This is a genomic window from Catenulispora acidiphila DSM 44928 (genome assembly GCF_000024025.1).
In the GTDB taxonomy this organism is placed as follows: domain Bacteria; phylum Actinomycetota; class Actinomycetes; order Streptomycetales; family Catenulisporaceae; genus Catenulispora; species Catenulispora acidiphila.
Window position 1 is genome coordinate 854222 of record NC_013131.1, and the last position, 20809, is coordinate 875030.

Sequence of the window (20809 nt, forward strand, 5' to 3'; positions counted from 1 at the left end):
CGCCACAGCCATCTGTGTGAGGTCGACCTTGCTCCACCGGCACGTCTGGAAAGTTCCCGTCACCTGATGGGGCTAAACGCGGACGCACTTCATGTCACGGTTCTGACCTGTAGTGATAACAGAACGTAACAGAATGCGCGCACGGTCCGAGAACCGTGACCGGCGGCTATGTACCGTAACGGCGGTGGCGATTGGCATAGTCGCGCAGCGCCCGCAGGAAATCGACCTTGCGGAACGCCGGCCAGTAGGCCTCGCAGAAATAGAACTCGCTGTGCGCGCTCTGCCAGAGCATGAATCCGCTCAGCCGCTGTTCCCCCGAGGTCCTTATGATCAGGTCCGGGTCCTGCTGGCCTTGCGTGTACAGGTGCTCGGTGATGTGTTCCACGTCGAGCATCTGCACCAGATCCTCGATGGAGGTGCCGCGCGCGGCGGCGTCGGCGAGCAGCGAGCGCACCGCGTCGGCGATCTCGCGGCGGCCGCCGTAGCCGATGGCGACGTTCACGTGGATGCCCGGGTTGTCCCGGGTCTGCTCCTCGATCTCCTTCAGATGCCGGGCGAAGTCGGCCGGCATCAGGTCCAGCGCGCCGAGCGGGTGGACCCGCCAACGGCCGGTGTCAGCCAGCGAGCGCACTGAGCCCTCGATGATCCGGAGCAGGTCGGTGAGTTCGTCGGCGGGCCGGTTGAAGTTGTCGGTGGAGAACAGCCACAGCGTGACCGTCTCGACCCCGGCTTCCTCGGCCCAGTCCAGGACCTCGTGGATCTTGTCCGCCCCGCGCTGGTGGCCGGTGGCGATCTGCTCGCCCATCTGCTTGGCCCAGCGGCGGTTGCCGTCCATGATGACGCCGATGTGCCGCGGGACCTTCTTCTTGCCGCGCTGGACGTCGGTGTGCAGCCGGGCGGCGAGGCGCCGTTCGTACACGCTGTAGGCAACGTCACGCATGCTCACAGCACGGCGCCTTTCCGGGGGACGGGGGGTGGGGGGTGGACGCAACGAGGTTATCGGAGTCCCGCCGGGTCTCGACACGGCCTTCGGCAAACCTTCGGGTGCGGGTTTCGTGAAGACCGCCGGTCCCGTCTTGACGCGCTCAGGCCCGCCCCTGCGGGACGGGCCTGGCGAAAGTGCTTGACAGTGTGCGGGCGATTACCAGCCGTTATCGCTGTCGTGTGATGCGAGTGTCAGTTCTCACTGCTGGCTGTGAGCTGCCAGCTGCCAGCTGCCAGCTGTCGAGAGCTCCTAGCTGTCGAGGCGGGACAGCAGCGCCTCGTACTCGGCGGTCAGCTCGGCCGGCAGGTGGTCGCCGAAGCGGTCGAAGTGTGCCGGGATCTGCGCCGCCTCGCGCTTCCAGACGTCCTTGTCGACGCTGAGCAGCACGTCCAGGTCCGCCTCGGACAGCTCCAGACCGCTCAGGTCCAGCGCGTCCTTGGCCGGCAGCACGCCGATCGGGGTCTCGACGCCGTCGGCGGCGCCGTCCAGGCGGTCCACGACCCACTTCAGGACGCGCGAGTTCTCACCGAAGCCCGGCCACAGGAACTTGCCGCCCTCGCCCTTGCGGAACCAGTTGACGTAGTAGATCTTCGGCAGCTTCGCCGCCTCGGTCTTCTCCCCGATCCGCAGCCAGTGGCCGAAGTAGTCGCCCATGTTGTAGCCGCAGAACGGCAGCATCGCGAACGGGTCGTGGCGCAGCTCGCCGGCGGTGCCCTCGGCGGCGGCGGTCTTCTCGCTGGCCACGTTGGCGCCCAGGAAGACGCCGTGCTGCCAGGAGAAGGACTCGGTGACCAGCGGGACGGCGGTCGCGCGGCGGCCGCCGAACAGGATCGCCGAGATCGGGACGCCCTTGGTGTCCTCCCACTCCTCGGCGATGGTCGGGCACTGCGCGGCCGGGACGCAGAACCGGGCGTTCGGGTGCGCGGCCGGCTCGTCGCTGTCCGGGGTCCAGTCGCGGCCCTTCCAGTCGGTCAGGTGCGCCGGCTTGTCCTCGGTCAGGCCCTCCCACCACACGTCGCCGTCGTCGGTCAGCGCGACGTTGGTGAACACCGAGTTCGCGTAGAGGGTGTCGATCGCGTTGGCGTTGGTCTCGCGGCCGGTGCCCGGGGCGACGCCGAAGAAGCCGGCCTCCGGGTTGATCGCGTACAGCCGGCCGTCCTCGCCGAAGCGCATCCACGCGATGTCGTCGCCGACGGTCTCGACCTTCCATCCGGGGATGGTCGGGGTGAGCATCGCCAGGTTGGTCTTGCCGCAGGCGCTCGGGAACGCCGCGGCGACGTACTTGGCCTCGCCGGCGGGCGGGGTGAGCTTCAGGATCAGCATGTGCTCGGCCAGCCAGCCCTCGTCGCGGGCCATCACCGAGGCGATGCGCAGCGCGTAGCACTTCTTGCCCAGCAGGGCGTTGCCGCCGTAGCCCGACCCGTAGGACCAGATCTCGCGGGTCTCCGGGAAGTGGGTGATGTACTTCGTGGGGTTGCACGGCCACGGCACGTCGGCCTCGCCGTCCGCCAGCGGGGCGCCGACGGTGTGCGCGGCCTTGACGAACTCGCCGTCCGTGCCGAGCTCGTCGAGCACCTTCTGACCCATCCGGGTCATCACGCGCATCGAGACCACCACGTACGGGGAGTCGGTCAGCTCCACGCCGATCGCCGACAGCGGCGAGCCGATCGGGCCCATCGAGAACGGCACGACGTACATCGTGCGGCCGCGCATCGCCCCGGCGAACAGCCCGCCGAGGATGCCCTTCATCTCGGCCGGAGCCATCCAGTTGTTGGTGGGACCGGCGTCGGACTCGTTTTCCGAGCAGATGAAGGTCCGGCCCTCCACGCGCGCGACGTCGCTCGGGTCGGACTTGGCGTGGAAGCTGTTCGGGCGCTTGGCCTCGTTCAGCCGGGTGAAGGTGCCCTGCTCGACCAGCTGGGCGGTCAGGCGGTCCCACTCGGCGTCCGAGCCGTCACACCACACGACGTCGTCGGGCTGGGTGAGGTTCGCGATCTCCGCGACCCAGGCCTTCAGCCTCTGGTGGCCCGTCGGGGCGGCGTCGAGCCCCGGTATGGCCGCAGGGCTGTTCGCGGGCATGGTTTTTGTGGACACGTCAGTCATGGCGCGCTCCTAAGACACCGGGGTCGCATCGCATCCGCACTGGTCCGCGGCCCCGGTCGATGTATGAGGGTATTTCGGAGTCTACCCAGCGCAGTCCACATAGTGGATACTCGGCAATGGCTGGTTCGTCACATACGGTTCGCCACAGTGTCCGGCTCTGACCGTTTTTCGCCTTTGTGGTTGGCGGACACTGGACAGATCTACCAAACTTACGCTTCCGTAAGTTACCCTCCGGTTATGACTGCGCTGACGAATGCCGTATCGAACGCCGTCACCCCGATGAAGCCGAAGCTGCGCGGCTGGCTGCACCTGTGCGCGGCGCCGCTGGCGCTGGCCGGCGGGATCGTGCTGATCGCGCTGGCCGACAACGGCCGGGCGCGGATCGCCTCCGCCGTGTTCGCCTTCTCCGCCGTGATGCTGTTCGGCACTTCCGCGCTGTACCACCGGCGCACCTGGGGTCCGCGCGGCGAGGCGATCCTGCGCCGGCTGGACCACGCGAACATCTTCCTGATCATCGCCGGGACCTACACGCCGTTCACCGTGCTGCTGCTGCACGGGAGCGCCGAGCGCGCGCTGCTGTACACCGTCTGGATCGGCGCGTTGGCCGGCATAGCTTTCCGGGTCTTCTGGCTCGGGGCGCCGCGCTGGATCTACACGCCGTGCTACGTGGCGCTGGGCTGGGCCGCGGTGTTCTTCATGCCGCAGTTCCTGCACTCCGGCGGCGTCGCGATCCTGGTCATGATGATCGTGGGCGGCGTGCTGTACTCGATCGGCGCGCTGGTCTACGGCACGAAGCGGCCGGACCTGTCGCCGAAGTGGTTCGGGTTCCACGAGGTGTTCCACACGCTGACGATCGCGGCGTTCTCGCTGCACTTCATCGGGGTGTCGCTGGCCGCGATGTAGTGCGGCTCACGGACTGCCATCGTGTCCTTATATAAGGGTGCTCTTTTACCCGGCGGCTGCGTCGGTGTGCCGTCGGCGGACGGTTCCCGGCTCGGCCGCCCAGTGTTTTGCGGTCGAACAGTCGCGCCGCGCTCCGTATCGTGAGGTCATGAGCACCGCGACCATCGCCGCGCCCCGGACCACCGTCCCGACCGACCCCACCGCGGCCCAGTTCAAGAAGCAGCCGCCGACCGCCCCCGCCGAATTCGGGGCGATGCTGCGGGCCTGGCGCCGGACCCGCAACGTCAGCCAGCTCGACCTGTCCTCGGCCAGCGGGGTGTCCACGCGCCACCTGAGCTTCATGGAGACCGGCCGCGCCAAGCCCAGCCGCGAGATGGTGCTGCGCCTGGCCGACGAGCTCGAAGTGCCGCTGCGCGAACGGAACAAGCTGCTGGTCGCCGCCGGCTACGCGCCGGAGTTCAAGGCGCGCCCGCTCGCGAGCCCGGAGATGAGCGCGGTGCGCCGGGCGATCGACGTGGTCCTCACCGGGCATCTGCCGTTTCCGGCGCTGATGCACGACCAGCACTCCAACATCGTCGAAGCGAACAAGACGGTCGGCATCTTCACCGATCTGGTCGCGCCGCACTTGTTGGAAGGCGGCGGCAATACGGTGCGCCTCACGCTTCATCCGGAAGGTCTGGCGCCGCACCTGGTCAACCACGGCGAGGCGCGGGACCGGTTGCTGCGCGCCTTGAGCCGACGCGCGGCGGCTTCAGGTGATGCGGAACTGACCGCGTTGCTCAAGGAGTGCGTCGCGTATCCGCATCCAGAGCCCGAACCCGAGCCGGACATGTACGCCGGTGTCGTGTTGCCGTTCCGGTTCCGGCGGGACGGGCAGGTGCTGACGTTCTTCAGCTGCACCGCCGTCTTCGGTTCCGCGGCTGATCTGACGCTCGCGGACATGCAGCTGGAGACGTTCTTCCCGGCTGACGAAGTAACCGGCGAGGTTTTGCGGGAGTACGCGGCGCGCGTTTAGTGGCGTGCTTAGCGGCGTGCGCTTAGCGGACGGTATCGTGCCGCGCGCTCCGGCGAGACCGCATTAGCACGGCTTCGTCCAAACCGGTGGCATCGGCGCGTCATCACGTAACCACGCTCGGAACGGCTCGTTGGGCAGCGGACACACCCGCCGCCTTCCGAACCCTTCAGGGGGAAGCCGTGAACCGTCGCCGCATCGCCATCGGGGTCTCCTCGGTCAGCGGACTGGCCGTCGTCGCCGCCGGCGCGATGAGCATGTTCGGCGCCGGCGGTTCCGCCAACGCCGTGGACCTGCACGCGGCTCCGGTCGCGGCGGTGTCCGACGCGGCCGCCGCCACGGCCCGGGCCGCGACGGCGCAGGCCGACACCGTGGTCACCGTCGCCAGTCCGGCGGTCCCGGCGCAGGGCAAGACCCCCGCGGCCGCCGCGCAGAACCTGAGCATGCACGGCTCGGGCCAGTTCGACTTCGGCAAGCGGATCGGCTCGCTGGACCTCACGATGCCCAGCGGCGCCCTGAACGAGGTGATGACGCCGAGCACGCTGTACGTGCGGCGCGCCGCTGCCGCCGCGACGGCGACCGCCGCCGCGGTCCCGGCTTCGGCCTGGAGCCAGACGCCGACCGCGCAGGTCTCCGACGGCGACCTGATCTCCGGCGGCGCCACCGATCCCTCGCTGGTGTTCGCGATGCTCGGCGGCGTGCAGTCCGGGGTGCGGGAAGTCGGCCAGGACACGGTCCGCGGCGTTCCGGTCGTGCACTACCAGGGCACGCTCGATCTGGGGCAGGCTGCCGCCGCGCTGGCCGGCCCGGCTTCGGCGAAGAGCACGAACTCGGCCGACGCCGTCGCCGACAAGCAGGCGCTCACCAACGCCTCCCAGGCGTTCACCACCACCAAGGTCCCCTTCGACGCGTACCTGGACGCGCAGGGGCGCGTGCGCCGCTTCGTCGCCACCTTCGCCTTCATGGAGAACACCGCGACGAAGGCGATCGCTCAGGTCACCTCGGCCACGGAGCTGTACGGCTTCGGCACGCCGGTCGCCGTCGCCACGCCGAGCGTCCCGCCGCCGGCGCCGAAGACCGCTCCGAAGACCGCTCCGAAGACTGCGCCGAAGGCGTCGGAGAGCACCCCCGGCCACCGCGCCACCACCCCGTCGGCCCATCCGACTAGCCCCACCAGCTCCCACAAATAGTCCTGTTGGGCCATATCCGCAGGCACCGGCACCCAATAGGCTCGAGCGTCGGGGACCAAGGGGTCGCGATGACGGGCGGTGATCAGCCATGACGCTCTACCAGCACGATTCTGGTTCGGCGTACGGCCGCTACGGCGCGATGCCCTCGGTGTACGACGGCCCGGCGCTCGACGAGATCCGGCTGTACGGCGACCTGCTGCAGGTCGTGGCCGAGCATCCGAGCAGTGACAAGCGCCTGGACTGGGCGGTCATCGACCGCGCGCTCGGCCTGATGCCGACCGACCAGAAGCGGGACCGGAACTAGCGTTTCCGGCGCGGCCCGCGCGGGCCGGCTCTCTCCGCTCCTGCCTTCAGCCGCCTCACCTCGGCGCACTGACAGCGACGCTTTCCACCGGTTCAGGACCTCGGATCGGCCCGCGCAGTCGAGGGTTCAGCGGGCATGGCGAAAATCACATCGGCGGTCCCGGAGATCGTCATAACCGGGACACAGACTCGGCGGCGGCCGGGACGGTAGTGGCTCGGTTGTGCGCTCGGTAGGTTGAGCACCTAGCATCCTTACGGCGAACAAGCCAGAACAATCAGCCTCTGCCCCGATTAACGGCAGCTGAAGACCCGGAGACTTCCAGTGAAACTGCGTCTGACCCCCAGGGAGACCAGCTTCTACGACCTGTTCGCCGAGCAGGCTGACCATCTCGTCGTCGGCGCCGGAATCCTCACCGAACTGCTCGGCGCCGGAGGGCCTGAGAACGGAGCGGAGCGCGCCAAGATCGCCGAGCGGATGCGCGCCGCGGAACACGCCGCGGACGACACCACGCACAAGATCTACAACACGCTGAACTCCTCGTTCATCACGCCGTTCGACCGAGAGGACATCTACGCGCTGGCCTCGACCCTGGACGACGTCATGGACGAGATGGAGGAGGCCGTGGACCTGGTTAACCTCTACGGCATCCAGATGCTGCCGGCCGGGGTCGCCGAGCAGGTCGACACGCTGGTGCGGGCCGCGGAGCTGACCGCCATGGCGATGCGCAAGCTGCGCGGGATGAAGGACCTGACCGAGTACTGGATCGAGGTCAACCGGCTGGAGAACGCCGCCGACCAGTCCTACCGCAAGCTGCTGGCCCACCTGTTCTCCGGGGAGTACGACGCGCTGACGGTGATGAAGCTCAAGGAGGTCGTCGACTCCTTGGAGGGCGCGGCCGACGCCTTCGAGCACGTGGCCAACACGGTCGAGTCCATCGTCGTCAAGGAGTCCTGAGGCGTGCACTGGCTCGGCCTGGTCACGGTGGTCGCCGTCGCCCTGGGATTCAGCTACACCAACGGTTTCCACGACTCGGCGAACGCCATCGCCACCTCGGTGTCCACGCGCGCGCTGACCCCGCGGGCGGCCCTGCTGATGGCGGCCGTGATGAACCTGCTCGGCTCCTACATCGGGCTGCGGCTCGGCGGCGGCGTCGCCTCGACCATCACCAAGGGGATCATCAAGACCCCCAGCGGGGACGCGGGGCTGTGGATCGTGTTCTCGCTGCTCGTCGGCGCGATCGTGTGGAACGTGGTGACCTGGTACTACGGGTTGCCCTCGTCCTCCTCGCACGCGCTGATCGGCGGCATGATCGGCGCGGGTCTGGCGGCCGGCATCACCGTGGAGTGGAAGGGCGTCTGGCAGAAGGTCATCCTGCCGATGGTGACCTCCCCGCTCGTCGGGTTCGTGCTGGCGTTCTTCCTGATGATCGGGATCTTGTGGGCGTTCCGCAAGGCATATCCAGGGCGCGTCACACGCGGCTTCCGGATCTCGCAGACCATCTCCGCGGCGGCCATGGCGCTGGGCCACGGCATCCAGGACGCGCAGAAGACCATCGGCGTGATCATGATGGGACTGATCGCCGGCGGACACGCGACCAGCACGTCCGGGGTCCCCAACTGGGTGCTGCTGTCCTCGGCGCTGGCGATCTCGCTGGGCACCTACGCCGGCGGCTGGCGCATCATGCGGACGCTGGGGCGCAAGATCATCGAGCTGGACCCGCCGCGCGGGTTCGCCGCCGAGACCGTCGCCTCGAGCGTGCTGTACTTCACCGCGTTCGTCTGGAACGCGCCGGTGTCGACCACGCAGATCATCACCGGCTCGATCATGGGCGTCGGGGCGACGAAGCGGAAGACCGCGGTGCGCTGGGGCGTGGCGCGGAACATCCTCGCGGCGTGGGTCTTCACGCTGCCGTGCGCCGGGGCGTGCGCGGCGCTGGTCTGGTGGATCACGCACGCGATCTTCGGATAGCGCGGCACCACGCTGAGCCGGGAGGAGGGCAGGGCCGCGGTTACGGCACCTGCCCGGCGAGCACGGTCTCGATCCGGCGGGCCAGCTGCAGGTCGAGCTCGGTGACGCCGCCGGCGGAGTGCGTGGAGAGCCGGAACCGCACCGTCCGCCAGCGGATGTCGATGTCGGGGTGGTGGTTCAGCTCCTCGGCGATCACCGCGACCTTGTCCACGACGGCGATGGCCGCCGGGAAGTCCGCGGCGGTGAACACGCGGCTGAGATGTTCGGCGCCGCCGGTCCACTCGGGATGGGCCGTCAACAACGGGGCGATCTCCTCTTGCTGGAGTATGCGCATGTCTCCATTGTCGACCCGCTGCCAAGAGGAGGCCAACGGCCGGTGACGGAACGTGACCGCCCTACACTTCCTGACGTGAGCGAGACCTCCGTGATCGTCGTCGGCGCGGCCATCGTCCGGGACGACACCGTGCTGTGTGCCCGCCGGTCGGCGCCGCCCCGGCTGGCCGGCAAGTGGGAGTTCCCCGGCGGCAAGGTCGAGGCCGGAGAGAGCGACGCCGAGGCGGTGGTGCGCGAGTGCCGCGAGGAACTCGGCGTGGAGGTGACCGTCGGGGCGCGGGTCGGCGCGGACGCGCGGATCGACGATCGCCTCACGCTGCGGGTGTTTCTGGCGTACCTGGAGCCCGGGCAGCCGGAGCCGTCGCCGCTGGAGGACCACGACCGTTTGGCGTGGGTCCGGCGCGGGGAATTGCTTGATCTGGACTGGCTGAGCCCCGACGTGCCGATCGTCGGCGAGTTGGGTCTTATGCCGGCCTTAAACACTGCATCGCGGAGCGATTCCTCAACGGGCGGTGGTGGGAGACGGGCGGGCAAACCTTGTAGGCGGCTGTGACTGCTCTCATAGTGTGAAAGTCGGATCAATTGCTTGAGAGTGCGGCATTCCGGGAAGGATCACGGAAGACCCGGATCCGCAACACGGGGTTCCTCACCGCACAGATTCTCAGACAACACAGAATCGATGTCCGCCAGATGTCCGACGCGCCAGAGCAGCAGCCCCACAGGGAGCGGCAGGACAATCCCGGCTGGCGCGGACCGGGGTGGGCCATGACCACCTCGGTGTTCGGCCAGGGCTCGGAGAACGACGCGCAGCGCCACCTGGGGCGGATGGCCGGAGTGATCGAGCGGGTGCGCTCGGCGACCTTCATGCTCGACGGCGATGGCGTCATCCGCGAGTACCGGCTCAACGCCGAGGAGCTGCTGGGATGGCAGCGTACGGAGATGATCGGCAAGCCGTTCCACGCCATGTTCCGGGGCGAGGACTTCGCCGCCGCCGACCGGATGGTGCAGGCGGTCCAGTCCGGTGACGACGCGCGCGGCGCGCTGGGCGCCGTCACGCCGAAGGGCGCGAGCGTCCCGGTCGACGTGCATCTCATGGGTTTGCGGGACGGCGAAGGACACGTTGTCGTGTTCGGGTACGCCAACTCCGCCGAGGACCTGGTCCGGATCACACGCGACCGCGCGGTCCTGGACTCGCTGTTCGAACAGTTCCCGGTCGGGATCGTGGTCTACGACGAACGGGGACGCTACGTCCGGCTGAACCGCGCGCTGGAGCGGATCAACGGTCTGCCGGTCTCCGAGCACATCGGCAAGCGGGTGCGCGAGGTGCTGCCGGGCCTGGACCCGCGGCTGGAGGAGATCCCCGACGAGGTGCTGCGCACCGGCATCCCGGTCGTGGACGAGCAGTACGGCGGGTTCACGCCGGCTTCCGACGAGGAGCGGGTCTGGTCCGTCAGCTACAACCGGCTGCACGGTCCCGAGGGCGAGGTCATCGGGTTGTCCGGGCTGATCCTCGACGTCACCGACCGGCATCGCGCGGCGGCGGCCGCGGCCGGGGCACGTCGGCGCCTGGCGCTGGTGAACAAGGCGGGCTCGCGGATGGGGACCGCGCTGGACGTCGAGCGCACGGCGCGGGAGCTGGCGGACGTGGCGGTCCCGGACTTCGCCGACGCGATCGTCATCGAGATCAAGGAAGAGGTCTTCGACGAGCGGATCGGGCCGGTCGGACCGGTGTGGTTGGCGCCGGTGCGCCGCCGCCGGGTGCTGGTGCACCAGGGCTTCGGCGCCGTCCCGGATCCGGTGCGGGCCGAGGGGTTCAGCGCCTGGTCCACCGATTCCGACATCAGCGACCGCATGCTCGACGGCGCGGCGTGGCACTCCTCGGCCGGGATCAGCGCGGTCGCCAAGGAGCCGATCCGCTCCGTCGACGGCACGCTGCTGTGGCAGCCGACCGGCGGCGACTCGATCCTGGTGCCGCTGTGGGCCCGCGAGGCGCTGCTCGGCGTGGTGCACTTCCACCGGCATCCGGAGAGCCCGCCCTTCGAGCCGGAGGACATCGAGGTCGCCGAGGAGATCACCACCCGCGCCGCGGTGTCGATGGACAACGGCCGGCTGTACTACCGCGAGCGCACCACCGCGTTGATGCTGCAGCGCGCCCTGCTGCCGCAGCGGATACCGAGCCTGCCGGGCGTGCAGGTGGCGTACCGCTACCTGCCGGGCTCGGTCGGCGCGGAGGTCGGCGGCGACTGGTTCGACGTGATCCAGCTCTCCGGCGCGCGCGTGGCCCTGGTGGTCGGCGACGTGATGGGCGTCGGCGTGCGCGCCGCCGGCATCATGGGCCAGTTCCGCACCGCCGCGCGCACCCTGGCCGGCCTGGACCTCTCCCCGGCGCAGGTCCTCCACCAGCTGGACGAACTCGGCGCGTCACTGTCCGAGAACCACCTGGCGACCTGTATCTACGCGGTCTACGACCCGGCGACGGGCAAGCTCGCGGTCTCCCGCGCCGGCCACCCGCCGCCGCTGCTCCTGGCACCGGACGGCACGGTCGGTGGCCTCGACGTACCGCCCTCGCCCCCGCTGGGCGTCGGCGGCGGCGCGTATCGCAGCTGGGTGTTCGAGACGAAGGAATTCGACATCCCCGACCGCTCCCGCCTGGCCTTCTACACAGACGGCATGGTCGAGGACAAGGGCCGCGACATCGACGAGGGCATCGGGGTGATGGCAGCATTGTTGGCGAACTGTCCCCCCGACTCGTTGGAAGAGTGCTGCGACGCGGTGACCGACGTCCTCGGCATCACCGGCGACACATCCGACGACGCGACCCTCCTCCTGGCCCAGGTCCAGTCGATCCCCCCGGACCGCAAAGCCCACTGGCAGCTCGACGCCCACCCCTCCGCAGTCTCAGACGCCCGCCGCAAGGTCCGCACGAAACTCGTGGACTGGGACATGAGCAGCCTGTCGGACACCGCCGAGCTGCTGGTGAGCGAGCTGGTGACGAACGCCCAGCGCTACGGACGCTCCCCGGTGTCACTGGACATGCTCAAGACCGACCGCCTCCTGGTCGAGGTCGGCGACGCCCTGGACGTGGTACCCCAGGTCCGCCGCGCACAGGAGACAGACGAGGGCGGACGCGGCCTGCAACTGGTCAACCAGCTGGCAACACGCTGGGGCACGCGGACGACGGGCAACGGGAAGATCGTGTGGTTCGAGCTGGCCACCGGGGAGGGGGGACTGGGGCAGCGGGAGGATTCGCGGGGGTGAGGGGCGGGGCGCGGGGGAAGGATCGCGGCGCTGGTGCGGCGAGGCTGATCGGGCGCGCGGCGGATCTGTGCGTGGCGAGGCGGGACTGATGTGCGCGGCTTATCGATAGGCGCGGCGATCTGGGTGTGCGGCGCGGCGAAGTGATGTGCGCGGCTGATTGATCTGCGTGGTAAGGCTAATCCGGTGCGGCAGATGAATTGCGGCGCGGTGCGGCTGATCTGTGCGTGGCGGGGCGGGACTGATGTGCGTGGCTGATCGATCGGCGCGGCAAGGCTGAACCGGTGCGGCCGATTGATCGCGGCGCGGTGCGGCGGCTCTGGTGTGCGGCGGGGCGAGACTGATCTGCGCGGCTGATCGATAGGCGCGGCAAGGCTAATCGGGTGCGGCCGATTGATCGCGGCGCGGCGAGGCGGATTGGCTAGTGCGGCGGATCTGTTGTGCGGCGGGGCGAAAGTGATGTGCGCGGCTGATTGATCAGCGTGGCGAGGCTGCGATAGTGGGGTGCATGGACGGTTCTGTGCTGCACGCGCTGGTTTCGTTCGCCCTTGTCGCGGGGCTTGTCACCGTTATTCCTGGGTTGGATACGGCGGTGGTGCTGCGGTCGGCTTTGGTGTTGGGGCGGGGGCAGGCGTTTGGTGCTGCTTTCGGGGTGACGTTCGGGGCTTTGGTGTGGGGTGCGGCTGCGGCTACTGGGGTTTCGGTGCTGCTGACTGCTTCGCATGCGGCGTATACCGGGTTGCGGGTGGTGGGCGCCTTGTACTTGCTGTGGATGGGGATGGGGATGGTGCGGGCTGCTTGGCGGGGGGAGCTTTCGCAGGGTTCGGAGCAGGTTCCTGATACCGGGTTGGTGCGGGCTTTTCTGCGGGGTGCCGGGACCAATTTGCTGAATCCGAAGGTGGGGGCGTTCTATATCGCGGTGTTTCCGCAGTTCATGCCGGTGCATGTGTCGCATTTGGCCATGGGGCTTGGTTTGGCGGGGGTGCATGACCTTGAGGCGATGGTGTGGTTCAGTGTGCTGATTCTTGGGGCGCATCGGGCTCGGGCTTGGTTCGCCAAGCGGCGGGTGAAGCGGGCGTTGGATGCGGTGACCGGGACGGTGTTGGTCGGGTTCGGGGTGGAGTTGGCGTTGCGCGGGTGAGGCCGGCCTGCCCGGTCAGGCAGGCAGGCAGCCAGCCAGGCAGGCAGGCAGTCCGTCAGTGCTGGACGCGCTGCGGCGCCTTCGCCAGTTCGATGCCGAAGTGCTCGCGGAGCAAGCCGAGCAGTTGGGCGTCCGAGGTGACCTCTTGGACGTGCCGTCCGGCCTTGTCCGTCGTGATCAGCTGCTCGCCGGTCAGGGTCACGCGGCCGTCGTCGGTGAGGCGGGAGCAGATCAGGCTCTGGGTGAAGTGCGATTCCGGGGATGTGCACTGCCACCAGCAGGCTTGGACGAAGTCCGTCAGGGCGAGGGACTTCGGGTCGACGCGGTACTCGGCCTCGCCGTCGCGCAGGATGGTGAACTCGGCGTCGTCGTTCTCCGCGATGCGGAACAGGCCGCCGGGGTCCTTCTGGTCCGCGCGGTCGTCGAAGCGGAGGGGGAATTCGGTGTGGCGGCCGAAGCCGACGTCGGCGAGCCAGGCGGTGCCTTCCTCGTCGACGACCCGGAGGGCGAGGTGGTCCATCGGCGGGCTGTAGCCGTGGGCGGCGCTGAAGGTGCGGGCCGACATGCGGTGGACGCGGTAGCCGTACGCCTCGAGCAGCAGGGCGAACAGGCCGTTGAGTTCGTAGCAGAAGCCGCCGCGCTGGTGGGTGACGATCTTCTCGAACAGCGCCGTGCCGTCCAGGGGCACCGGTTCGCCCAAGTGGATGCTCAGGTTCTCGAACGGGACGGTGTGCAGGTGCGCGCTGTGCAGGCGGCGGAGGGTGGCGGCGTCGGGGGACGCCGGGCGCTCGGCGGTGCCGATGCCGATGCCGCTGTCGACGCCGATGCGGCTGCGGTAGGCGGTGACCTGCTCGTGGTTCAGCGCGTGCGTGGGTGCCATGGATCATTTATCGCAGATCCGGAGGCGAATCGCGGCGGCGAAGCGCGAGGGCCGCGGTCGGGTGTCGACCGCGGCCCTCGTTCAGTACCTGTTCAGCACCCGCTCAGGCGTCCGAGGACGTCCGGCGCCGGATCTTGTTGCCCAGCCACACCAGCGGGTCGTACTTCTTGTCGACGACGCGCTCCTTGAGCGGGATCAGCGCGTTGTCGGTGATGTGGATGTGCTCGGGGCAGACCTCGGTGCAGCACTTGGTGATGTTGCAGAAGCCGAGGCCGTGCTCCTCCTGCGCCGACTTCTTGCGGTCGGCGGCGGTGTCCAGGGGGTGCATGTCGAGCTCCGCGACGCGCATCAGGTAGCGCGGGCCGCTGAAGCTCTCCTTGTTCTCCTCGTGGTCGCGCACCGCGTGGCAGGTGTTCTGGCACAGGAAGCACTCGATGCACTTGCGGAACTCCTGCGAGCGCTCCACGTCGATCTGCTGCATGCGGTACTCGCCGGGCTTCAGGTCCGCGGGCGGGGTGAAGGACTTCACCTCGCGGGCCTTGGTGTAGTTGAAGCCGACGTCCGTCACCAGGTCCTTGATCACCGGGAAGGTGCGCAGGGGGGTGACGGTGATCGTCTCGTCCTGCTCGAAGGTCGACATGCGGGTCATGCACATCAGGCGCGGCTTGCCGTTGATCTCCGCCGAACACGAGCCGCACTTGCCGGCCTTGCAGTTCCAGCGGCAGGCCATGTCCGGCGCCTGCGTGGCCTGGAGCCGGTGGATGATGTCGAGGACGACCTCGCCCTCGTTGATCTCGACTTCGAAGTCCTTCAGGTCGCCGCCGGAGGCGTCGCCGCGCCAGACCTTGAACTTGCCCTTGTATCCCATCGTCACTTCTCCTCGGCGGCGGTGTCGGACGTGGCGCTCTCGGCCTGGGCGCCGGCCTCGGCCTGCGCGGTCTGCTCGGCGGCCTGGGCCTCGGTGTCCTTCTGGCCGGGGATCGAGGCGGAGTCGGCGCCGAGCACCGCCAGCTCCTCGTCCGTGAAGTACTTCTTCAGCTCGGACATCTCGAACAGCCCGAGCAGGTCCGGACGGATCGTCGGGATCGGCTGGTGCAACAGGTCGATGCCGGCGCCGTCCTCGCTGAGCGAGCAGATCAGGTTGACCTGCCGCCACTTCGAGGACATCGCCGGGAAGTCGTCGCGGGTGTGGCCGCCGCGGGACTCCTCGCGCTCCAGCGCCGCCTTGGCCACGCACTCGCTGACGATCAGCATGTTGCGCAGGTCCAGCGCGACGTGCCAGCCGGGGTTGAAGCGGCGACCGCCGACCGAGCCGACCTTCTTGTGCCGGGGCTTGAAGTCCTCCAGCTTGGTCAGCGCCTCGCTGACCTCCTCCGGCTTGCGGATGATGCCGACCAGCGTGTTCATCGCGACCTGCAGGTCGTGGTGCAGGGTGTAGGGGTTCTCGCCGTCCGGGTTCGCCAGCGGCGCCAGCGCCTCCTCGACGGCGGCGTCCACGTCGGCCTGGGCGACCGCCGGCGCGCCGGACGCGCCGAGCCCGTCGACGTACTCCGCGGCGTGCAGGCCCGCGCGGCGCCCGAACACCAGCAGGTCGGACAGCGAGTTGCCGCCGAGCCGGTTGGAGCCGTGCATACCGCCGGAGCACTCGCCGGCCGCGTACAGGCCGGGAACCTTCGTGCCCTGGGTGTCCGGGTCGACCTCGATGCCGCCCATGACGTAGTGGCACGTCGGGCCGACCTCCATCGGCTGCGCCGTGATGTCGACGTCCGCCAGCTCCTTGAACTGGTGGTACATCGAGGGCAGCCGGCGGCGGATCTCCTCGGCCGGCAGACGCGTGGAGACGTCCAGGTACACGCCGCCGTTCGGGGTCCCGCGGCCGGCCTTCACCTCGGAGTTGATCGAGCGCGCGACCTCGTCGCGGGGCAGCAGCTCGGGGGGGCGCCGGTTGTTCTCCTGGTCGTCGTACCAGCGGTCGGCCTCGTCCTCGGTCTCCGCGTACTGCTTGCGGAAGACGTCCGGCACGTAGTCGAACATGAACCGCTTGCCCTCGCTGTTGCGGAGCACGCCGCCGTCGCCGCGCACCGACTCGGTGACCAGGATGCCCTTCACCGAGGGCGGCCAGACCATGCCGGTCGGGTGGAACTGGATGAACTCCATGTTCACCAGCGCGGCGCCGGCGAGCAGGGCCAGCGCGTGGCCGTCGCCGGTGTACTCCCAGCTGTTGCTGGTGACGGTGTAGCTGCGGCCGATGCCGCCGGTGGCCATGATCACCGCGGGCGCTTCGAAGAGCACGAACTGCCCGGTCTCGCGGTAATAGCCGACCGCGCCGGCGATGCGGCCCTGCTCGTCCTTGAGCAGCCGGACGATCGTGGTCTCGGCGAAGACGCGCAGGCTGCCGTCGTACTCCCCGCTCGCGGCCTGGTCCTCCTGCTGGAGCGCGACCACGCGCTGCTGCAGGGTGCGGATCAGCTCCAGGCCGGTCCGGTCGCCGACGTGCGCCAGCCGCGGGTACTCGTGCCCGCCGAAGTTGCGCTGGCTGATCTTGCCCTCTTTGGTGCGGTCGAACAGCGCGCCCCAGGCCTCCAGCTCCCAGATGCGGTCGGGAGCCTCCTTGGCGTGCAGCTCGGCCATCCGGAAGTGGTTCAGGAACTTGCCGCCGCGCATCGTGTCGCGGAAGTGGACCTGCCAGTTGTCCTTGGAGTTCACGTTGCCCATGGCGGCTGCCGCGCCGCCCTCGGCCATGACGGTGTGCGCCTTGCCGAACAGGGACTTGCTGATGATGGCGACGCGCTTGCCGGAGTGCCGGGCCTCGATCGCGGCACGCAGTCCCGCGCCGCCGGCCCCGATCACCACCACGTCGTAGGAGTGGCGCTCGATGCTCTCCGCGTTCTCGGTGCTCTCGGTGTTGTCAGTCATGATTGCGCACTGATCCTTTAGAAGAACGTCGGGTTGCTGAACGTGCCGTTGGCCACCAGGGCGACATAAGCGTCCGTCAGCGCCACGCCGAACAGCGAGACCCACGCGAAGAGCATGTGGCGGTGGTTCAGCTTCGACACCAGCGTCCACCCCTTGTAGCGCAGGGGGTGCTTGCTGAAGTGCTTGAGCTTGCCGCCCATGATGTGCCGGCAGGAGTGGCACGACAGGGAGTAGACCCACAGCAGCACGGCGTTCGCGATCAGCACCAGCGTGCCCACGCTCATGTGGCCCCACTCGCCCGCGGGGTTGCGGAAGGCCAGCACCGCGTCCCAGCTCAGGATGACGTTGAAGACCAGGCCCGCGTAGAAGAAGTAGCGGTGCGAGTTGTTCAGGATCAGCGGGAAGCGGCGCTCGCCGGTGTACTTGCCGTGCGGCTCGGCGACCGCGCAGGCCGGCGGCGACTGCCAGAAGGCCCGGTAGTAGGCCTTGCGGTAGTAGTAGCACGTCATCCGGAACCCGAGCGGGAAGATCAGGATGAGCAGGGCCGGCGAGATCGCCCACCAGTCGCCGAACGGCTGGAAGCCGCCCAGGGACGAGCCCGGCACACACTTCGTGGCGATGCACGGGCTGTAGAACGGTGAGATCAGGTTGCCGGTGTAGTAGTCGGCGTTCTGGAACGCGCGGAACGTCGCGTAGAAGATGAAGGCGACTAGCACGAGCATCGTCAGGAGCGGACTGAGCCACCACCTGTCTGTGCGCAGCGTCTTCTGTTCGATCTGTGCGCGCGCCGGGCTCAGCGGGGCGGGTGCCTCGGGGCCGGGCGCGATGGTGTCAGTCGCCATCGACTTGTGTCTCCCAGACGGGCAATCTTCTTACACTGATGTCTTACACGTATTTCTTACACGTAGGCGTCTTGCGGTCGGCGGGTGCCGACAGGGCTCTGAGGAGCTGCGCGAACTCTAATGGACATCGCGTCAGATTCCATAGAACGCGTCACCCGCAGTAGCGGAAAGGTGATCTACCTCACATCCTACCGAGGGCTGACCAGGGCCCGGACGGTGGGGGGACCGACAAGGGTTTGGCATCATGCCCTTGGCACGACGCTCAACGCGCCGACGGCGCACGGGGAGACGGGAAACGGCGCGCGCGAAGCGGCCGTGATCAAGGAGTGGTCGCGATGGTCGGAGCGCCTGGAGCGCCCGGATCGGTGATGGGGCCGTTGGCGGAGGGGGACCCGGGGAGGGTCGGACCTTATACGACGCTGGGCCGGCTCGGTGTCGGCGCGCTGGGTCCGCTGTACGGGGCGCGCTCGGACGGCGGAAGAGCCGTCGCTGTGCGGGCCCTGCGCCCGGATCTGCTCGCCGAGGAGACGGTCAAGACGCAGCTCGCCGCGGACATCGCGGCGGCGCGCACGATACCGGGGCGCTACGCCGCGCCGGTACTCGGGGCGGATCTGGACATTGAGACGCCGTGGCTGGCGTCGGAGTACGTCGCGGGGGTGTCGCTGGCGAAGGCGGTGGCCGACCACGGACCGCTGCCGGAGTCCGCGCTGCTGGCCCTGGCAGGCGGGCTCGCCGAGGCGCTGGCGGCCTTGCACGCCGCCGGGGTGATGCACGGGGACCTGCGTCCGGGCACGGTGCTGCTGACGCCCGACGGACCGCGCGTCGTGGACTACGCGCTGGTGCGCGCGTTCGAGAGCGCGGCGGAGAGCGCGGTGGAGGTCGGTGTGCCCGGTTTCCTAGCGCCGGAACAGGCGCTGGGCCGGACGGTGACCTCGTCGGCGGACATGTTCGCGCTCGGATCGACGCTGTTCTTCGCGACGACGGGGCGCGCGCCCTTCGGCGAGGGGCGCGCCGATGAGGTGAAGAAGCGCGTTGCGAAGTCTTCGCCGGTGTTGGGGAAGCTGCCGTCGGCGTTGGCGGAGCTGATCCGCGGCTGCTTCCAGAAGGACCCGAACAGCCGGGCGCAGCCGCAGCAGGTGGTGGAGTACGTGCGGCAGCGGGCGCCGATTCCGCCGGGAGGCGAGTGGTTGCCGCCGGCGGTGGCGGCGGATGTGCGCGCGGCGGTCGCCGAAGGGCTGGGGAGCGGATCGGCCGGGGGTGCGGCGTTCGGCGCGGGGGAGGATGCGAACGCGACGATTGTGGTTGCGCCGGCTGTGGTTGCTCCATCTGGGATCGCTCCAGAAGGTGTTGCTCCGGCGGCGCCGACGAGTGGTGCGCCGGCGCCGGCGCCGGGTGGACAGATACCGGGTTATGGCGCGGCACAGACCGGCGCGATGACCGCCTACGGCGCAGCTCCCGCCGGTCCGCAGCCCATCCACCAAACTGTGATGCAGCAACCTGATGCGGCCGCGTTCCCACCTCCAGCCGTCGCTCCGACCCCCACCACGAGCCCCACTGCGAGCCCGACTACAACCCCCGCTCCCAGCCGTCGCAACCTGCTCCTCGCCCTCGGTGGCGCGGTCGTCGTCCTGGGTGGCGGCACGGCGGTGGCGATCGGGCGCGGCGGCAGCTCCGGGACCACGGTCGCCGATGAGCCTTCTGGGGGTCCCGTAGGTGCGGTGCCGCCGGTGACCACGTCTCCCGCGGCCGGGCTCGGGGCGCCGAGTAAGGCGAACAGCGCGCCGCCGCCCTCGCTGCGTCCGCTTCCGCCCAACGGTCCGCTGTCGTCGCCGGTCGGGGCGGCGGGGTCTCTGCAGGGTCCTGATGCGGCGCCCTTCTGGCAGATGCCCGGCATCGGCGAGGTCTTCTCCCTCGCGGTCGGCGAGGACATGCTCGTGGTGTCCGCCGAGAGCGGGCTGTCCGGGTACGATCTCGGCTTCAATCCGAAGTGGGGTCCCGTGAACGGCGCCGGCGTCCCGCGCTCCGGCAACGGGGTGGTGGTCGGCGGGGTCGTCTACCTGATCGCCGCCTCCGAGGGCGGTACTCCCACGGCCGATCTGCTCGCGGTGGACGTCAAGACCGGTGCTCAGAGGTGGCGTGCGCCGATGCCGCAGAGTGATTGGCAGAACGTGCGGGTCGGCGGGGTGTTGAACACCATGGTGTTCGTGGTCGGGACAGCTGGTCCCGTGCCCTTCCTGTGGGCCGTGGACGCGAGTAGCGGCCGCGGTCTGTGGCAGCGGACCGGTATGGAGTTCGCCACGTTGGCGCTGCCGTCCAACGGCGCGCAGATCCTGGCCGCCGGGGCGCCCGATCCGGATGGTGCGGGGACCTACCTGGTCCTGGACGCCGCCGCCGGCGACCAGTTGTGGACCCATCCGCTGAAGACGTCGGTGGACTACGGCCATGTGTCGCTGAGCAAGGCCGCGTTCGCCGGCGGGCACTATGTGCTCCTGCTCGCCGGGGAGCAGGTCGGAGGCAGCGGCGGGCAGAGCGGCGACACCCTGGTCGGCGGCTCGACCACCGGCGGTCAGCCCACCTGGACCACGGTGCTGCCGGAGCCGGACGGCGACGCGGGCTCGCTCGCGCTGATCACCCGGTCGCCGGACGCGAACTCCGTCGTCGCGCTCTCGCGCCGCGGGGTCTACGCCGTCGACGCGCTGTCCGGCAGGCTGCTGTGGCAGTCGCAGGGCACGGAGTCCTTCAACATCGCCTCCGACGCTGGCGCGCCGCAGTTCGCGGACGGCAACGTCTACCTCTACGACCAGCGGGGCAGCTGGTGGGCGGTGGACGTCGCCACCGGACGGACGCGCTGGACGTACTCGGTCACCGGTTTCGACCAGGGCGCGGACCCGGTGTGGCTCGCGGTTCCCGGCGGTGTCGTGGTCGCCGCCGGCACGACGCTGACGATGATCGGCGCCGGCGGGTGACGGTGCGTGGC

The 20809-nt window shown here is 69.3% G+C and carries 17 protein-coding genes; 10 read left to right on the forward strand and 7 right to left on the reverse strand.

Annotation, left to right across the window (positions count from 1 at the left end; translation table 11 throughout):
• Positions 1-166 precede the first annotated feature (166 nt).
• Together CACI_RS03625 and CACI_RS03630 are read right to left on the reverse strand one after the other, a co-directional pair.
• Complete coding sequence (locus CACI_RS03625; protein WP_012784963.1) at positions 167-940, reverse strand: isoprenyl transferase; 774 nt, start codon at positions 938-940, stop codon at positions 167-169.
• Positions 941-1234: 294 nt separating this feature from the next.
• Positions 1235-3064, reverse strand: coding sequence for a phosphoenolpyruvate carboxykinase (GTP) (locus tag CACI_RS03630; protein WP_049871464.1), 1830 nt, complete (start codon positions 3062-3064; stop codon positions 1235-1237).
• A gap of 261 nt (positions 3065-3325) precedes the next feature.
• Between CACI_RS03630 and trhA the strand changes: the two genes are divergently transcribed.
• From trhA to CACI_RS03660, 6 genes are all read left to right on the forward strand, one after another.
• Positions 3326-3991, forward strand: coding sequence for a PAQR family membrane homeostasis protein TrhA (gene trhA / locus CACI_RS03635; RefSeq protein ID WP_012784965.1), 666 nt, complete (start codon positions 3326-3328; stop codon positions 3989-3991).
• A 253-nt stretch (positions 3992-4244) separates the two neighbouring features.
• On the forward strand, positions 4245-5006 hold the full coding sequence (locus CACI_RS03640; protein WP_041541088.1) for a helix-turn-helix domain-containing protein: 762 nt from the start codon (positions 4245-4247) through the stop codon (positions 5004-5006).
• 179 nt (positions 5007-5185) lie between these two features.
• Positions 5186-6193 (forward strand): hypothetical protein, encoded by a 1008-nt coding sequence (locus tag CACI_RS45035; RefSeq protein ID WP_012784967.1) that lies wholly within the window; start codon positions 5186-5188, stop codon positions 6191-6193.
• A gap of 88 nt (positions 6194-6281) precedes the next feature.
• The gene (locus CACI_RS03650) at positions 6282-6497 is read left to right on the forward strand and encodes a hypothetical protein (RefSeq protein WP_012784968.1); all 216 of its coding nucleotides are present in this window, start codon (positions 6282-6284) and stop codon (positions 6495-6497) included.
• 321 nt (positions 6498-6818) lie between these two features.
• Positions 6819-7451 (forward strand): DUF47 domain-containing protein, encoded by a 633-nt coding sequence (locus tag CACI_RS03655; RefSeq protein WP_012784969.1) that lies wholly within the window; start codon positions 6819-6821, stop codon positions 7449-7451.
• Between the two features lie 3 nt (positions 7452-7454).
• Positions 7455-8465, forward strand: coding sequence for an inorganic phosphate transporter (locus CACI_RS03660; RefSeq protein WP_012784970.1), 1011 nt, complete (start codon positions 7455-7457; stop codon positions 8463-8465).
• 40 nt (positions 8466-8505) lie between these two features.
• On the opposite strand, the gene CACI_RS03665 is transcribed toward CACI_RS03660, so the two are convergent.
• The gene (locus tag CACI_RS03665; protein WP_012784971.1) at positions 8506-8799 is read right to left on the reverse strand and encodes a 4a-hydroxytetrahydrobiopterin dehydratase; all 294 of its coding nucleotides are present in this window, start codon (positions 8797-8799) and stop codon (positions 8506-8508) included.
• A gap of 75 nt (positions 8800-8874) precedes the next feature.
• On the opposite strand from CACI_RS03665, the gene CACI_RS03670 reads away from it, so the two are divergent.
• The 3 genes from CACI_RS03670 to CACI_RS03680 all read left to right on the forward strand — a co-directional run bounded on the left by CACI_RS03670 (position 8875) and on the right by CACI_RS03680 (position 13194).
• Complete coding sequence (locus tag CACI_RS03670; RefSeq protein ID WP_063643517.1) at positions 8875-9351, forward strand: (deoxy)nucleoside triphosphate pyrophosphohydrolase; 477 nt, start codon at positions 8875-8877, stop codon at positions 9349-9351.
• A gap of 137 nt (positions 9352-9488) precedes the next feature.
• On the forward strand, positions 9489-12056 hold the full coding sequence (locus CACI_RS45040; protein ID WP_012784973.1) for a SpoIIE family protein phosphatase: 2568 nt from the start codon (positions 9489-9491) through the stop codon (positions 12054-12056).
• Positions 12057-12561: 505 nt separating this feature from the next.
• A complete protein-coding gene (locus CACI_RS03680) occupies positions 12562-13194 on the forward strand; it encodes a LysE family translocator (RefSeq protein ID WP_041540031.1) in 633 nt (210 codons plus the stop codon).
• Positions 13195-13249: 55 nt separating this feature from the next.
• On the opposite strand, the gene CACI_RS03685 is transcribed toward CACI_RS03680, so the two are convergent.
• The 4 genes from CACI_RS03685 to CACI_RS03700 form a co-directional block, all read right to left on the reverse strand.
• The gene (locus CACI_RS03685; RefSeq protein ID WP_012784975.1) at positions 13250-14074 is read right to left on the reverse strand and encodes an arylamine N-acetyltransferase family protein; all 825 of its coding nucleotides are present in this window, start codon (positions 14072-14074) and stop codon (positions 13250-13252) included.
• Between the two features lie 103 nt (positions 14075-14177).
• Positions 14178-14942, reverse strand: a complete 765-nt coding sequence (locus CACI_RS03690; protein ID WP_012784976.1) for a succinate dehydrogenase/fumarate reductase iron-sulfur subunit — start codon at positions 14940-14942, stop codon at positions 14178-14180.
• 2 nt (positions 14943-14944) lie between these two features.
• Positions 14945-16990 carry a fumarate reductase/succinate dehydrogenase flavoprotein subunit gene (locus CACI_RS03695; RefSeq protein WP_012784977.1) on the reverse strand — a complete coding sequence of 682 codons (2046 nt, stop codon included), beginning with the start codon at positions 16988-16990 and terminating at the stop codon, positions 14945-14947.
• 17 nt (positions 16991-17007) lie between these two features.
• The gene (locus tag CACI_RS03700) at positions 17008-17832 is read right to left on the reverse strand and encodes a hypothetical protein (protein ID WP_012784978.1); all 825 of its coding nucleotides are present in this window, start codon (positions 17830-17832) and stop codon (positions 17008-17010) included.
• Between the two features lie 368 nt (positions 17833-18200).
• Here CACI_RS03700 and CACI_RS45045 point away from each other — a divergent pair, with 368 nt between their 5' ends.
• Entirely contained in the window at positions 18201-20798 is a 2598-nt protein-coding gene (locus CACI_RS45045) for a protein kinase domain-containing protein (protein ID WP_012784980.1), read from the forward strand.
• The last annotated feature ends 11 nt before the right edge of the window (positions 20799-20809 follow it).

What these genes read in the sequence shown, in the direction of transcription:
- CACI_RS03650 (WP_012784968.1), top strand. Translation starts at nt 6,282, where the DNA reads ATGACGCTCTACCAGCACGATTCTGGTTCGGCGTACGGCCGCTACGGC.
- CACI_RS03640 (WP_041541088.1), top strand. Translation starts at nt 4,245, where the DNA reads ATGCTGCGGGCCTGGCGCCGGACCCGCAACGTCAGCCAGCTCGACCTG.
- CACI_RS45040 (WP_012784973.1), top strand. Translation starts at nt 9,489, where the DNA reads ATGTCCGACGCGCCAGAGCAGCAGCCCCACAGGGAGCGGCAGGACAAT.
- CACI_RS45045 (WP_012784980.1), top strand. Translation starts at nt 18,201, where the DNA reads ATGGGGCCGTTGGCGGAGGGGGACCCGGGGAGGGTCGGACCTTATACG.
- CACI_RS03680 (WP_041540031.1), top strand. Translation starts at nt 12,562, where the DNA reads ATGGACGGTTCTGTGCTGCACGCGCTGGTTTCGTTCGCCCTTGTCGCG.
- CACI_RS03685 (WP_012784975.1), bottom strand. Translation starts at nt 14,074, where the DNA reads ATGGCACCCACGCACGCGCTGAACCACGAGCAGGTCACCGCCTACCGC.
- CACI_RS03665 (WP_012784971.1), bottom strand. Translation starts at nt 8,799, where the DNA reads ATGCGCATACTCCAGCAAGAGGAGATCGCCCCGTTGTTGACGGCCCAT.
- CACI_RS03630 (WP_049871464.1), bottom strand. Translation starts at nt 3,064, where the DNA reads ATGCCCGCGAACAGCCCTGCGGCCATACCGGGGCTCGACGCCGCCCCG.
- CACI_RS03695 (WP_012784977.1), bottom strand. Translation starts at nt 16,990, where the DNA reads ATGACTGACAACACCGAGAGCACCGAGAACGCGGAGAGCATCGAGCGC.
- CACI_RS03700 (WP_012784978.1), bottom strand. Translation starts at nt 17,832, where the DNA reads ATGGCGACTGACACCATCGCGCCCGGCCCCGAGGCACCCGCCCCGCTG.
- CACI_RS03625 (WP_012784963.1), bottom strand. Translation starts at nt 940, where the DNA reads ATGCGTGACGTTGCCTACAGCGTGTACGAACGGCGCCTCGCCGCCCGG.
- CACI_RS03690 (WP_012784976.1), bottom strand. Translation starts at nt 14,942, where the DNA reads ATGGGATACAAGGGCAAGTTCAAGGTCTGGCGCGGCGACGCCTCCGGC.
- trhA (WP_012784965.1), top strand. Translation starts at nt 3,326, where the DNA reads ATGACTGCGCTGACGAATGCCGTATCGAACGCCGTCACCCCGATGAAG.